This is a genomic window from Streptomyces beijiangensis (genome assembly GCF_017315755.1).
GTDB lineage: Bacteria > Actinomycetota > Actinomycetes > Streptomycetales > Streptomycetaceae > Streptomyces > Streptomyces beijiangensis.
This window is the reverse complement of the sequence record NZ_JAFLRJ010000229.1, coordinates 1-13,072: the sequence shown is the minus strand read 5'-3', so window position 1 is coordinate 13,072 and position 13,072 is coordinate 1. Positions and strand designations below refer to the sequence as shown.

Sequence of the window (13,072 nt, the reverse complement as noted above, 5' to 3'; positions counted from 1 at the left end):
CGGGTGCCGGTGAGGTTGCCGTCGACGGCAACCTCACCGGCACCCGTTGGGCCAGCGCGTTCTCCGACCCGCAGTGGATCCAGATCGACCTCGGCGCCGCCGCCGACGTGAGCCAGGTCGTGCTCCGCTGGGAGGCCGCCTACGCCAAGGCGTACCGCATCGAGTTCTCCGCCAACGGCACCTCCTGGACCACGGCTTACTCGACGACCACGGGCGCCGGCGGCACCGAGACCCTGAATGTCTCGGGCTCCGCACGCTACGTACGCATGTACGGCACGACCCGCGCGACCGGCTACGGCTACTCGCTCTGGGAGTTCCAGGTGTACGGCACCCCCGGCGACGGCGGCGGCCCCACCATCCCCGGCGGCGGCGACCTAGGCCCGAACGTCCTGGTCTTCGACCCCTCGACGCCCAACATCCAGGCCACCGTCGACAACGTCTTCCACCAGCAGGAGTCGAATCAGTTCGGCAGCGAGCGCAAGGCGCTGCTGTTCAAGCCGGGCACGTACAACAACATCAACGCGCAGATCGGCTTCTACACCTCCATCGCCGGCCTCGGCCTCAACCCGGACGACACCACCTTCAACGGTGATGTGACCGTCGACGCGGGCTGGTTCAACGGCAACGCCACCCAGAACTTCTGGCGCTCCGCCGAGAACCTCGCGCTCAACCCGGTCAGCGGCACCGACCGCTGGGCGGTCTCGCAGGCCGCCCCGTTCCGCCGTATGCACGTCAAGGGCGGACTGAACCTGGCGCCGGACGGATACGGCTGGGCGAGCGGCGGCTACATCGCCGACAGTAAGATCGACGGTTCCGTCGGCAACTACTCGCAGCAGCAGTGGTACACCCGCGACAGCTCCATCGGCGGATTCTCCAACGGCGTCTGGAACCAGGTGTTCTCCGGCGTCCAGGGCGCGCCCGCGCAGGGCTTCCCGAACCCGCCGTACACCACGCTCGACTCCACCCCGGTCTCCCGTGAGAAGCCGTTCCTGTACCTGGACGGCAACGACTACAAGGTGTTCGTCCCCGCCAAGCGCACCAACGCGCGCGGCGTCTCGTGGGGCGGCACACCGCAGGGCGCGTCGATCCCGCTGAGCCAGTTCTACGTCGTGAAGGCGGGCGCCACCGCGGCCACCATCAACGCCGCGCTCGCCCAGGGCCTCAACCTGCTCTTCACGCCCGGCGTCTACCACGTCGACCAGACCATCAACGTGAACCGCGCCAACACCGTCGTCCTGGGCCTCGGCCTCGCGACGATCGTTCCCGACAACGGGGTCACGGCCATGAAGGTCGCCGATGTCGACGGCGTGAAGCTGGCCGGGTTCCTCATCGACGCCGGTCCTGTCAACTCCACCACACTGCTCCAGGTCGGCCCGGCCGGGTCCACCGCGAGCCACGCCGACAACCCGACCACCGTGCAGGACGTCTTCGTCCGCATCGGCGGCGCGGGCGCCGGCAAGGCCACCACCAGCATGGAGATCAACAGCAACAACACGATCATCGACCACACCTGGCTGTGGCGGGCCGACCACGGGACCGGCGTCGGCTGGGAGACCAACCGGGCCGACTACGGACTCACCGTGAACGGCAACGACGTCCTGGCCACCGGCCTGTTCGTCGAGCACTTCAACAAGTACGACGTCCAGTGGAACGGCGAGCGCGGCAAGACGATCTTCTTCCAGAATGAGAAGTCGTACGACGCCCCCAACCAGGCCGCCGTGCAGAACGGCAGCACCCGGGGCTTCGCCGCCTACAAGGTCGCCGACTCGGTGAACACCCACGAGGGCTGGGGACTGGGCAGCTACTGCTATTACAACGTGGCCCCGGGCATCATCCAGGACCACGGGTTCGAGGCGCCGGTCAAGGCGGGCGTCAAGTTCCACGATCTGCTGGTCGTCTCACTCGGCGGCAACGGGCAGTACGCGCACGTCATCAACAACACCGGGTCGCCCACCTCGGGCACCGGGACGACCCCCTCGAACGTGGTCTCGTTCCCCTGACCGACTAACCGGCGGACCGGCTGTTCCTTACCGCGCCGGTCGCTCAGAGAGCGCTCTCCCGTCGCTGCCGCAGGGCGGGAGAGCGCCTGCCCCCTCCTCTCACTTCTCCGCCAGGAGCCCCCGTGTTCAGACCACCCGCACTGCTGTCCGGGCGTCCCAGGACCGCCCCGCTGATTCTCACCCTCTGCGCCCTGCTGGCGTCGATGCTCACCTTCATGGCCGCTCCCCGCGCGGCGGCCGCCGATTCCGTGATCTCGCAGGGCAAGCCGGCCACCGCCTCCTCGTCGGAGGGCGCCGGCTACGCCGCCTCCGCCGCCGTCGACGGCAACCTCACCGGCACCCGCTGGGCCAGCGCCTGGTCCGACCCCCAGTGGATCCAGGTCGACCTCGGCCAGAGCTACAACCTCAGCCGCGCCGTACTCACTTGGGAAGGCGCCTTCGGCAAGGGCTACCAGATCCAGGCGTCCGACAACGGCACCGACTGGCGCACGCTGACCACCGTGACGAACGGCGACGGCGGCACCGACGAGCTCGCACTCTCCGGCTCGGGGCGGTACGTACGGATGTACGGCACCGCGCGCCCCGGCGGATACGGGTACTCGCTCTGGGAGTTCCAGGTGTACGGGTCCTCAGGCGGCACCACTCCCCCGCCGCCCACGGGCGCGGTCGCGGTGACCGGCACACAGGGCGCCTGGCAGCTCAAGGTGGGCGGGCAGCCGTACACCGTCAAGGGCCTGACCTGGGGTCCTTCGGTCGCCGATGCGCCGAAGTACATGCCTGATGTGAAGTCCATGGGCGCGAACACCATCCGCACCTGGGGTACCGACGGCAGCACCAAGCCGCTGCTCGACACGGCCGCCGCCAATGGCATCAAGGTCATCAACGGCTTCTGGCTCCAGCCCGGCGGGGGGCCCGGCAGCGGAGGCTGCGTCAACTACGTCACCGACACCACGTACAAGAACAACTCGCTGACCGAGTTCGCGAAGTGGGTCGACGCGTACAAGAGCCACCCGGCGACGCTGATGTGGAACGTGGGCAACGAGTCGGTTCTCGGACTGCAGAACTGTTACAGCGGCACCGAGCTGGAGAACCAGCGCAACGCCTACACCTCGTTCGTGAACGACGTCGCCAAGAAGATCCACTCGATCGACCCCGACCACCCGGTCACCTCGACCGACGCCTGGACCGGCGCCTGGCCGTACTACAAGCGCAACGCGCCCGACCTCGACCTGTACTCGATGAACTCGTACAACAACCTCTGCGCCGTGCGCACCGACTGGGAGGCGGGCGGCTACACCAAGCCGTACATCATCACCGAGACGGGACCCGCCGGTGAATGGGAGGTCCCGAACGACGTGAACGGCGTCCCCGACGAGCCGACCGACGTCCAGAAAGCCGCCGGTTACACCAAGGCGTGGAACTGCATCACCGGGCACGCGGGTGTCGCCCTGGGCGGAACGCTCTTCCACTACGGCACGGAGCACGACTTCGGCGGGGTGTGGTTCAACCTGATCTCCGGCGACCTGCGGCGTCTCTCGTACTACGCCGTGAAGAAGGCCTACACCGGTTCGAACGCCGGGGACAACACACCGCCGGTGATCTCCAACATGACGGTCTCACCCGCCACTTCGGCACCGGCGGGCAAGGAGTTCACCGTCCAGGCGAACATCAGTGACCCCAACGGCGACACCGTCACCAACAAGATCTTCCTCAGCGGCAACTACGCCAGCGGCGACAAGGCACTCGTACCCGCCACCTGGCGCTCCACCGGCAACGGCACCTTCGCCGTCACCGCGCCGGAGAAACTGGGCGTCTGGAAGGTCTACATCCAGTCGGAGGACGGACACGGCAACGCCGGCATCGAGACCAAGTCCGTACGGGTCGTCGCGCCTCCCGTGCCGGGCACCAACCTGGCCCTGGACAGGCCGACCACCGCGTCCTCGTACCAGACGGACCCGACGGGCGGCTGCCCGTGCACCCCGGCGATGGCCACGGACAACAGCGGTTCCACCCGCTGGGCCAGCGACTGGAGCGACCCGCAGTGGCTCCAGGTCGACCTCGGGTCCTCGAAGTCGATCAGGCAGATCCAGCTGGTCTGGGACCCCGCCTACGCCAAGTCCTACGAGGTGCAGGTCTCCGACGACGGCACCAACTGGCGCTCCGCGTACTCCACGACGGCCGGCAACGGTGACGTCGACTCGATCGCCGTGAACGCGACCGGACGGTACGTGCGGCTGAACCTGACCGCGCGCGGCACCGCATGGGGCTACTCGCTCTACCAGTTCGGTGTCTACAGCTGACGCACCGGCTCCCGGTGCGCAGGCGGAGCCGCTGCCCGGCGGCAGCGGCTCCGTAACCAGGTCACCTGTGTGACTGAGCGTATCTTTCCATCGCGCACAAAGTGACGGCCGCCTCTACTGTTGTCGGCGGTGCCCCACTTCGTCCCTCAGGGGCCGCGGGACGGCACCACCGCCACCGCAAACCCTTCAAGGGGATCGAGGCGACCATGCCCCTGCACCTTCCGCTGCTGCTGATCCTTGGCTTCGGCATCTGGTTTCTGGGCCGCAAGGGAGGCGTGAAGATCTCCCATGTGCTGGTATGCGCGGCCTTCGGCTTCTTCTTCGCCGACACTTCCGCCTCCGCGTCGGTCCACACCGTGGTCAGCAGCGCCATGAGCGCACTCCATATCGCGGGCTGACCCGCGGTTGCCGTGCGCCGACTGTACGGCTGGTCAGCGGATGGTGACCGTGACCGTGGGGGACACGGCGCCGCCGCCCACGATGCGGATCTTGTTGGCGCCCTTGATCCCGAGCTTGACGCGCAGGTCGTAGCTGCCGTTCCGGTTGGTGTTCATGTGGATCGGGAGCGAAACCCAGCCCCGCCTCTGCAGCTGCTGCAGCGTGACGCGCGTACCGGCTCGCATGTGGCTGCCGGTGCCGAGGACGCGGAACTGCTGCCATGCCCTGATGCTCTTCACCGTCGCCCTGGCCGACAGGGCGGGCCGCGGCGCGACCGTCGCCGCGGTCGGCGATGCCGAGACGGTCCGTACAGCGTTCGTCGCCGGAGCGGCGGACACCTGCGCGGCGGGGACCGCTGCCAGCAGGAAGGCGGTGGCGGACAGCACGGCGGTGCGGGTCAGGCGGTTGGTCATGAGACAGAGCTCCTCATAGACAAGTACGGACAGTGCGTCAGATTTTATTAACAAATGCGGCAAAGGTGATGAACGCCACGCTTGTTCTGATCACTCACCATCAGAAGTCGATCGGTTCCCGCACGATGGGGCAGGTCATGCAGTGCCCGCCGCCCCGGCCGCGGCCGAGTTCCGCTCCGACGATGGTGATGACCTCGACTCCGGCCTTGCGAAGCAGCGTGTTGGTCTGCGTATTGCGGTCGTAGGTGAAGACCACGCCGGGCTCGAGTGCGACCGCGTTGTTGCCGCTGTCCCACTGCTGGCGCTCCGAGGCGTACACATCGCCGCCGGTCTCGATGACGCGCAGGGCGGGCAGGCCGAGGGCCTTGGCCACGACGTCGGTGAACGCCTTGGGCGCCTCGTCGATGATCTCGACGCCGGGGGCCTTGTCGCTGGGGCGCAGCGAGAAGGTGTGGACGGAGTCCATGATGGCCGGGTAGAGCGTGACGATGTCGCGGTCGGCGAACGTGAACACCGTGTCCAGGTGCATCGCGGCACGGAGCTTGGGCATCCCGGCGACGACGACGTGCTCGGCGGCCCCCTGGCGGAACAGTGCGGCGGCGACCTGGGTGATGGCCTGCCGCGAGGTACGTTCGCTCATGCCCATCAGGACGACGCCGTTGCCGACCGGCATGATGTCGCCGCCCTCGAAGGTGGCCTGGCCCCAGCTCTGCTCCGGGTCCCCCCACCAGACGGTGGAGCTCGCGTAGTCGGGGTGGAAGGTGTAGATCGCCTTCATGAGCAGCGTCTCGTCGTGGCGGGCCGGCCAGTACAGCGGGTTGAGGGTCAGGCCCCCGTACAGCCAGCACGTGGTGTCGCGGGTGTAGAGGGTGTTGGGGAGCGGCGGCATCAGGTATTCGCGTACGCCGGTGGAATCGCGGGCCAGGGCCAGATAGCCGGAACGGTAGTCGTCGGGCAGGTCGGTGGTGGCGAGGCCGCCGATCAGGAACTCGGCGAGCTCGCGCGGCGCCAGGGACTCCAGGTAGGCGAGGGTGCCGTCCACCAGGCCGAGTCCGACCTCGTTGGCGACGATCTTGCGCTCCAGGAGCCAGGTCCTCGCCTGCGGGATGGCCATCGTCTCCGCGAGCAGTTCATGCAGTTCGACGACCTCGACACCGCGCTGGGTGAGCTTGTTGACGAAGTCGGCGTGGTCGCGCTGGGCGTTCTCCACCCACATGACGTCGTCGAAGAGGAGGTCGTCGGAGTTGGTCGGGGTGAGCCTGCGGTGTGCCAGGCCGGGCCGGCAGACGAGGACCTTGCGCAGCCGGCCGACCTCGGAGTGAACACCGTGGGACGGCTGCGTGGTGGTGTGCTGACTTGTCATGGTGGTGCCTTCCGTAGGTCGGCGGGATGAGTGGGGGGATGGAGGTCAGAGGCTGATCCAGCCGACGGCCAGGGCGATCACGCCCATCACGGCACCGACGATCGAGACGGCGAGGATGACCAGTTCGCCGGGGCTGAAGAGCTTGCGGTTCTGTTCGCGGCGGGCCATCACGAACAGGACGCTGGCCGGGGCGTAGACGATGAAGGAGACCAGGACGAACTTCAGTCCCGCCGCGTACAGCAGGAAAGCCGTGTAGAGCGTGGCCAGTGCGGCGACGGTGAGGTCGCTGCTCCGGCGGGGCGTGCCGCCGGGGGACGTTGACGCACCGCCGCGTCCGTACGACAGCTTCACCGCGTAGCCGGCCGCCAGCAGGAAGGGGATCAGGCTCAGTGCGCTGGTCAGGTCCAGGGCGAAGTTGAACGCGTCGTCGGAGAACATCGTGACGACCAGGACGACCTGCGAGAGCATCGTGGTCATCGCCAGTGCGGGAACGGGGACGTCCGCCTTGGTGGCCTTGCGCAGGAAGCGCGGCATGTCGTCGTCCTTCGCGGCGACGAACAGCACCTCCGCGGCCATCAGCGTCCATGCGAGATAGGCGCCCAGCACCGAGACGATCAACCCGACGCTGACGAACACCTTGCCCCAGGTGCCGACCGCGGCCTCCAGCACACCGGCCATGGACGGCTGGCGCAGCTCGGCGATCTCGCTCATCGGCAGCAGGCCGTACGAGACGATGGTGACCGAGGCGAAGATGGCGAAGACGCTGAGAAAGCCCAGTACGGTGGCCCGCCCGACGTCCTCGCGCCGCTCGGCGTGACGGGAGTAGACGCTTGCGCCCTCGACTCCGAGGAAGACGAAGACGGTGGCCAGCATGGTCCCGCGGATCTGGGAGAACAGCGAACCCGCGTAGTCGGCCCCGCCGAAGTTCTCGGCGAAGACGTGCGGCTTCAAGCAGAAGAGCGCGAGGATGATGAAAACCAGGATCGGCACGATCTTGGCGATGGTGACGATCCGGTTGATCGCCGCCGCCTCCTTGACACCCCGTTTGATCAGCAGGAAGAAACCCCACAGGCCGAACGAGGACAGGATCACGGCGAGAAGCGTGTCGCCGTCGCCGAGCGCCGGTGCGATCGCCCCGATGGTCGACATGATCAGGACCCAGTACGTCACATTGCCGACGCAGGCGCTGGCCCAGTAGCCGAAGGCGGCGAAGAAGCCGAGGTACTCGCCGAATCCGGCCTTCGCGTAGGCGTAGACCCCCGCGTCCAGATCGGGCTTGCGGACCGCCAGCCTCTGGAAGACGAACGCGAGCATCAGCATGCCGGCGCCCGCGATGGTCCAGGAGATCAGCGCTCCGGCGACTCCCGTCTCCTGCGCGAAGCGGCGGGGCAGCGAGAACACCCCGGCACCGACCATCGAGCCGACGACCATCATGGTCAGCGTCGGCAAGGTCAGTTTCGCCGCCCGCGGCGCGGAATCCGCTCCGGCCTGCGCGGTGTTGTCCTGCGTCATCCTCTGACTCCCTCTGTGCCTGGACCGGTCGCGCGATCCTGTGGTGGGTGAGGTCGGTGATGACGTGTCAGGAGGCCCTGCGTGGAGGTGGGGTGGGTGCACCTTGGGCCGGCAGCGGGAGGTCGCGGGCTCGCGCGCTGTGCGCGGCAGCCGACTGGCGCTGGTGTACGGCGCCGTCCGCCAGTTGCTCTGTCTCTCACGATGTCCACCACACAAGCCCCGGCCGGCTGGATCCGGCACACGCGATCAGGCGGACGCTATCAACCAATTGACAGGAGTGCCCCGCTTTGACCGTCGCGGTGCATGCTGGTGTTGAGCGGCCGCCCGCCGGTGGGGGTCAGGACCGGTGCAGTACCGCCGTGGGCTTGACGTCGGACTGATGGATGCCCTCGATCACCAGGGTTCCGCGCTTGCGTTCGAACCACGGGGAGATCCTGCCGACCAGCCGTTCGCCGTTCGCCGTGCAGGACGGGCAGCAGGTAGTAGCCGTACTCCCGTTTGGCCTTCGGTACGTACATCTCGTTGCGGAAGGCGAAGCCCCAGAGGCCCTCGGTGAGGAGCCGGTCGCTGATCAGGTCGCCGAACGGCGACAGCAGGGCGGTGCGCCCCTGCCACTCGCCCGGCTCTGGTCCGTCAGGGTGCGGAGCACCTGCGGCAGGCCGTCGTACTTCCCGCGCAGGAAGTACTGCTCGATGTCGAGCGGGCGGACCACGCCGAGCGCGCGCACGGTGTGCTCGGTGGCGAGACCGACCACCGCCTGCGGTGGCGAAGGCCTTGGTGGGCAGCGGGATGCCCTCTCCCAGCCGGTCCAGCACATGGCGTTCCGGGGTCGCCGCCAGGCGGGGCCCTGCCAGATGCTGCCGCGAGAGGGCGAGCCTGCGAGCGTCCGCCCGCCGGAGCGTCGGGACGGGCTGGGGCGAGGGCATCGTGAGGCTCCTCGGCGACGAACGATTTCTGGATCTCAGACGCCGCATCACGGGGCCGGTCCTGGATTCCGGATACCTCTGCCGTGCCACCAATCCGCGGCCTCTCCCGCTCCGAATCACACGTGCTCATTGAAGGGGACAAGCGAGGGAGCGGCATGACAGAGGACCGGCGGCGCATAGCTGTCGTGGGCGCCGGGGTGGCCGGGCTGACGGCCGCGTACATCCTCAACGGCGTGCACGACGTCACGCTCTACGAAGGGGACGACCGGCTCGGAGGTCATGCGCACACCCATGACGTGCTGTCCAGCGACGGCCGTCTCCACCGGGTGGACTCCGGGTTCATCGTGCACAACCGCCGCACGTACCCGAATCTGCTGCGCCTCTTCCGCGAGCTCGGCGTCTCCACCCAGGACTCCGAGATGAGCATGTCGGTACGGTGCGACGGCTGTGGCCTGGAGTACGCGGGGGCCCGTGGCGCGGCGGGGCTCTTCGCCCGGCCGCGCCACGCGCTGCGCCCTTCGTACCTGCGGATGCTCGCGGAGGTGCCGGTCTTCCACCGGGCCGCGCGCCGGGTCGTCGCGGACGAGTCCTCGGGCGATCCGACGCTGGGCGAGTTCCTCGCCGCCGGCCGCTACTCCCCGTACTTCATCACGCACTTCATGACGCCCCTCGTCTCCGCCGTCTGGTCCTGCGACGCCACCGACGCCCTGCGCTATCCGGCCCGGTACCTCTTCCGGTTCATGGAGCATCACGGGATGCTCGCCGTCACCGGCTCCCCGGTGTGGCGGACGGTGACCGGAGGCTCGCGCGCGTACGTGGAGCGCATCGGCAAGCAACTGCCCCGGGTGCGCACGGACACCGCGGTCCGGTCCGTGCGGAGGCTTCCCGGCGGCGGGGTGGAGGTCGGTACGCAGGACGGCACGGCAGCTCCGTACGACGCGGTCGTCATCGCCGTCCATCCCGACCAGGCGCTGCGGCTGCTGGCCGATCCGACCGGGGCCGAGAGCCGGGTGCTCGGCGCGTTCCGCTACTCCCGCAACCCGACCCTCCTGCACACCGACACCAGCGTGCTGCCGCGCAGCAGCCGGGCGCGCGCCTCCTGGAACTACCTGCTGCCGTCCTGCGACGCGGCGCCCGACCGGGTGCGGGTGAGCTACGACATGAACCGGCTGCAGCGGCTCACCGCGCCCGAGACCTATCTCGTCACTCTCAACGCCGAGCAGCGGGTGGCCGAGGACAAGGTGGTGGCCCGCATGACGTACGAACACCCGGTGTTCACCCCGGAGTCGGTGGCCGCCCAGCGCGAACTGCCCGCCCTCAGCGGTCCGGTCACCGCTTTCGCCGGCGCCTACCACGGCTGGGGATTCCATGAGGACGGCTGCGCCTCGGGCGTCCGGGCGGCGGCCGCGCTGGGGGTGACGTGGTGATTCCCGCCCTGTACCCCTGCACGATCGCGCATCTGCGCACATCGCCGCGGCGCTACGCCCTGCGGCACCGCACCTACCTCTGGTACGTCGACCCGGACCGGCCGCCGCGCCTTCCCCTCCTGCTGCGCCCGCTTGCCCGGTTCGACGCCCGGGACCATTTCGGCGGCCGCTCCCCCACCCTGCGGGCCGGCCTGGAGCGCTATCTCGCCGCGCAGGGCGTCGACCTGGCGGGCGGACCGGTCACGATGCTGACGCAGGCCCGGGTGTTCGGGTACGTCTTCAATCCGCTGACCCTCTACTGGTGCCACGACCCGTCCGGAGCTCTGGTCTGTGTGGTCGCCGAGGTACACAACACCTACGGCGAGCGGCACTGCTATCTGCTGCGCCCCGAGGGATCGCAACTCGCCTCCGTGGAGAAGGAGTTCTACGTCTCCCCTTTCTTCCCCGTCGACGGCGACTACCTCATGCGACTGCCCGAGCCCGGCCAGTCACTGAATCTGACGGTCCGTCTCATGCGTTCGGGGAAGCCGGTGTTCACGGCGACGGTGCGCGGTGAACGGCGGGCCGCGACCCCCTCCGTGCTGCTGCCCCTCGCGCTCCGTCATCCCTGGTCGACCGCGGTGGCCTCTCTCGCCATCCGACTGCACGGCATCCGTCTGTATCTGCGCGGGCTGCCTGTCCGGCCCCGTCCCTTTCACCGCCCCCAGGAAGGTGTGGAGTGAGTACGTCCCTGAGCCGCCCCAACGTCGCGGACGACACCGGGCTGTGGCCCGATGTGGTCCGCCGGCCCGAGGTTTCCCGGCTCCGTACGGCCGTCGCCGAGCGCCTCGTGCGGCGAGCCCTCGTCCGGCTTCCCCTCTACGTACGTTTCGGTGCCGGCGAGACGGTCGGGCTCGGCGGTCCGTTGCTTGAGGTCCATGACCCGGACGCGTTCTTCCGCCGGATCGCCGCAGGCGGCCTGATCGGATTCGGCGAGTCGCACCAGGCCGGCGAGTGGGACGCCCCCGACCTCGTGGGCGTGCTGACGGTCCTGGCGCAGAACGCCGCCGACCTGGTGCCCGCATCGCTCCAGCGGCTGCGCGGCCTGTGGGCGGCACGGCAGCCCACGGCCCTGCGTAATACGCCCGAAGGGGCCAGGGCCAATATCCAGCGCCACTACGACTTGTCGAACGACCTCTTCGCCCTGTTCCTCGACGAGACGATGACGTACTCCTCGGCCGTGTTCCGCGGCTTCCCCGCCGAGTGGCCGCTGCTGGCGGCAGCGCAGCAGCGCAAGATCGACCGGCTGCTCGATCTCGCCGCGGTCGGCGAGGGCACCAGGCTCCTCGAAATCGGCACCGGCTGGGGCGAGCTGGCCATCGGGGCCGCGCGGCGCGGCGCCCGCGTCACCTCGCTCACCCTCTCCGCGGAACAGCGCGATCTGGCGAACGAGCGCATCAGGGCCGCGGGCCTCGGCAACCTGATCAACGTCGAGTTGTGCGACTACCGCGAGGCGACCGGCCGCTACGACGCCGTGGTCAGCGTGGAGATGGTCGAAGCGGTCGGTGAGGAGTTCTGGCCGGTGTACTTCAAGGCACTGGACGACCGGCTCGCCCCGGGCGGCCGCGCGGTGGTGCAGGCCATCACCATGCCGCACGAGCGGATGGTGGCCAGCCGGGACACGTACACCTGGATCCAGAAGTACATCTTCCCCGGCGGTCTGCTGCCGTCGACGGAGGCGATCGAGCAGGTCACCGCCGACTGCACGTCGCTGCGCATCGCGCGCAGGGACGGCTACGGGGCGCACTACGCCGAAACCCTGCGCCTGTGGCGTGAGCGGTTCAGCGAGCGGGCCGACGCGGTGGCGGCCCTCGGCTTCGACGAGGTCTTCCGCCGGATGTGGACCTTCTATCTCGCCTACTCCGAGGCCGGCTTCCGGTCCGGCTATCTCGATGTCCAGCAGTTCGTACTCACCCGGGAAGGTGCACTGTGACGGCGCGAACGGAGAACGGCGCGGCCATGCGGCTCGGCTCGCACATCGAGGCGGCCATCGGCGGACCACTGCCCCTTCGGGTGCGCGCCTGGGACGGCAGCGAGACCGGCCCGAAGGACGCACCGACCGTGGTCGTACGGTCCCGGCGTGCCCTGCGCCGACTGCTGTGGCAGCCGGGCGAACTCGGCCTGGCCCAGGCGTACATCACCGGCGAACTCGATTTCGAAGGGGATCTGGCGGAGGGGCTGCGCATCCTGTGGCGCACGGTCCGTGAGGGCGGGCTGCACCCGCCTCGGCTCGGTGCGCGCGGCTGGGGACGCGCCGCGGCCACCGCACTGCGGCTCGGTGTCGTCGGCCCGCGCCCAACCCCGCCCGCCTCGCAGGCGCGGCTGCGGGGGCAGTTGCACAGCCGGACCCGGGACCGGGCGGCGATCAGCCACCACTACGACCTGTCCAACGCCTTCTACGCGCTGCTGCTCGACGAGACCATGGCGTACTCCTGCGGCTACTGGACCGGCGAGGGCCCCGGCTACGGTCCCGCCGACGCGCAGCGCGACAAGCTCGAACTGATCTGCCGCAAGCTCGGACTCGGTCCCGGCGCGCGGCTCCTGGACATCGGCTGCGGCTGGGGTTCGCTGACGCTGTACGCGGCCGAGCAGCACAAGGTGCGGGTCACCGCCGTCACGCTCGCCGCCGAACAGGCCGCGTACGTGCGGGAACA

At 69.1% G+C, this 13,072-nt stretch carries 11 protein-coding genes; 7 read left to right on the top strand and 4 right to left on the bottom strand.

From position 1 onward, the window contains the following. The 3 genes from J0695_RS23685 to J0695_RS23675 all read left to right on the top strand — a co-directional run. A partial coding sequence (locus J0695_RS23685) for a discoidin domain-containing protein (protein WP_206964554.1) occupies positions 1–2,000 on the top strand: 2,000 nt, incomplete at its 5' end. 203 nt (positions 2,001–2,203) lie between these two features. After that, complete coding sequence (locus J0695_RS23680) at positions 2,204–4,300, top strand: galactose-binding domain-containing protein (protein WP_206964566.1); 2,097 nt, start codon at positions 2,204–2,206, stop codon at positions 4,298–4,300. Positions 4,301–4,506: 206 nt separating this feature from the next. Next, positions 4,507–4,698: a hypothetical protein gene (locus J0695_RS23675; protein WP_206964552.1), complete on the top strand. Its 192-nt coding sequence runs from the start codon at positions 4,507–4,509 to the stop codon at positions 4,696–4,698. A 33-nt stretch (positions 4,699–4,731) separates the two neighbouring features. Here the strand turns inward: J0695_RS23675 and J0695_RS23670 are convergent, their stop codons facing one another. The 4 genes from J0695_RS23670 to J0695_RS23655 form a co-directional block, all read right to left on the bottom strand. Then, positions 4,732–5,151: a hypothetical protein gene (locus J0695_RS23670; RefSeq protein ID WP_206964550.1), complete on the bottom strand. Its 420-nt coding sequence runs from the start codon at positions 5,149–5,151 to the stop codon at positions 4,732–4,734. Between the two features lie 100 nt (positions 5,152–5,251). Beyond that, positions 5,252–6,514, bottom strand: a complete 1,263-nt coding sequence (locus J0695_RS23665; protein WP_206964548.1) for an arginine deiminase — start codon at positions 6,512–6,514, stop codon at positions 5,252–5,254. A gap of 45 nt (positions 6,515–6,559) precedes the next feature. Continuing rightward, positions 6,560–8,026, bottom strand: coding sequence for a basic amino acid/polyamine antiporter (locus tag J0695_RS23660; protein ID WP_206964547.1), 1,467 nt, complete (start codon positions 8,024–8,026; stop codon positions 6,560–6,562). A gap of 571 nt (positions 8,027–8,597) precedes the next feature. Continuing rightward, positions 8,598–8,780: a hypothetical protein gene (locus J0695_RS23655; protein ID WP_206964545.1), complete on the bottom strand. Its 183-nt coding sequence runs from the start codon at positions 8,778–8,780 to the stop codon at positions 8,598–8,600. A 327-nt stretch (positions 8,781–9,107) separates the two neighbouring features. Between J0695_RS23655 and J0695_RS23650 the strand changes: the two genes are divergently transcribed. The 4 genes from J0695_RS23650 to J0695_RS23635 form a co-directional block, all read left to right on the top strand. Beyond that, positions 9,108–10,379 carry an NAD(P)/FAD-dependent oxidoreductase gene (locus tag J0695_RS23650; protein ID WP_206964543.1) on the top strand — a complete coding sequence of 424 codons (1,272 nt, stop codon included), beginning with the start codon at positions 9,108–9,110 and terminating at the stop codon, positions 10,377–10,379. Beyond that, the gene (locus J0695_RS23645) at positions 10,379–11,101 is read left to right on the top strand and encodes a DUF1365 domain-containing protein (RefSeq protein WP_206964564.1); all 723 of its coding nucleotides are present in this window, start codon (positions 10,379–10,381) and stop codon (positions 11,099–11,101) included. The genes J0695_RS23650 and J0695_RS23645 overlap by 1 nt, the downstream gene beginning before the upstream one ends. Then, the gene (locus tag J0695_RS23640) at positions 11,098–12,351 is read left to right on the top strand and encodes a class I SAM-dependent methyltransferase (protein WP_206964534.1); all 1,254 of its coding nucleotides are present in this window, start codon (positions 11,098–11,100) and stop codon (positions 12,349–12,351) included. Before J0695_RS23645 ends, J0695_RS23640 begins: the two co-directional genes overlap by 4 nt. A gap of 26 nt (positions 12,352–12,377) precedes the next feature. Then, on the top strand, positions 12,378–13,072 hold a 695-nt coding region (locus J0695_RS23635; RefSeq protein ID WP_206964562.1), incomplete at its 3' end, for a class I SAM-dependent methyltransferase.

Excerpts from the sequence above, each read along its gene's own strand:
- J0695_RS23680 (WP_206964566.1), top strand. The coding sequence starts at position 2,204 with ATGCTCACCTTCATGGCCGCTCCCCGCGCGGCGGCCGCCGATTCCGTG.
- J0695_RS23675 (WP_206964552.1), top strand. The coding sequence starts at position 4,507 with ATGCCCCTGCACCTTCCGCTGCTGCTGATCCTTGGCTTCGGCATCTGG.
- J0695_RS23670 (WP_206964550.1), bottom strand. The coding sequence starts at position 5,151 with ATGACCAACCGCCTGACCCGCACCGCCGTGCTGTCCGCCACCGCCTTC.
- J0695_RS23665 (WP_206964548.1), bottom strand. The coding sequence starts at position 6,514 with ATGACAAGTCAGCACACCACCACGCAGCCGTCCCACGGTGTTCACTCC.
- J0695_RS23660 (WP_206964547.1), bottom strand. The coding sequence starts at position 8,026 with ATGACGCAGGACAACACCGCGCAGGCCGGAGCGGATTCCGCGCCGCGG.
- J0695_RS23650 (WP_206964543.1), top strand. The coding sequence starts at position 9,108 with ATGACAGAGGACCGGCGGCGCATAGCTGTCGTGGGCGCCGGGGTGGCC.